This is a genomic window from Oceanobacillus sp. CF4.6 (genome assembly GCF_051262635.1).
In the GTDB taxonomy this organism is placed as follows: domain Bacteria; phylum Bacillota; class Bacilli; order Bacillales; family Amphibacillaceae; genus Oceanobacillus.
Map to the genome: position 1 here is coordinate 1 of NZ_JBIMEX010000038.1, position 546 is coordinate 546.

The 546-nt window shown below is 53.8% G+C and carries 1 rRNA gene; it reads left to right on the forward strand.

Annotated features, from left to right (window positions below):
* Positions 1-535: ribosomal RNA gene (locus ACHABU_RS20685) — 16S ribosomal RNA — on the forward strand; the annotation flags it as partial.
* Positions 536-546 lie beyond the last annotated feature (11 nt).

Below are 546 nucleotides of genomic sequence, written 5' to 3' on the forward strand. Positions count from 1 at the left end.
TCCTAGAGATAGGACGTTCCCTTCGGGGACAGAGTGACAGGTGGTGCATGGTTGTCGTCAGCTCGTGTCGTGAGATGTTGGGTTAAGTCCCGCAACGAGCGCAACCCTTGATCTTAGTTGCCAGCATTTAGTTGGGCACTCTAAGGTGACTGCCGGTGACAAACCGGAGGAAGGTGGGGATGACGTCAAATCATCATGCCCCTTATGACCTGGGCTACACACGTGCTACAATGGATGGAACAAAGGGAAGCAAAACCGCGAGGTCAAGCAAATCCCATAAAACCATTCTCAGTTCGGATTGCAGGCTGCAACTCGCCTGCATGAAGCCGGAATCGCTAGTAATCGCGGATCAGCATGCCGCGGTGAATACGTTCCCGGGCCTTGTACACACCGCCCGTCACACCACGAGAGTTGGTAACACCCGAAGTCGGTGAGGTAACCTTTTTGGAGCCAGCCGCCGAAGGTGGGACTGATGATTGGGGTGAAGTCGTAACAAGGTAGCCGTATCGGAAGGTGCGGCTGGATCACCTCCTTTCTAAGGATAAT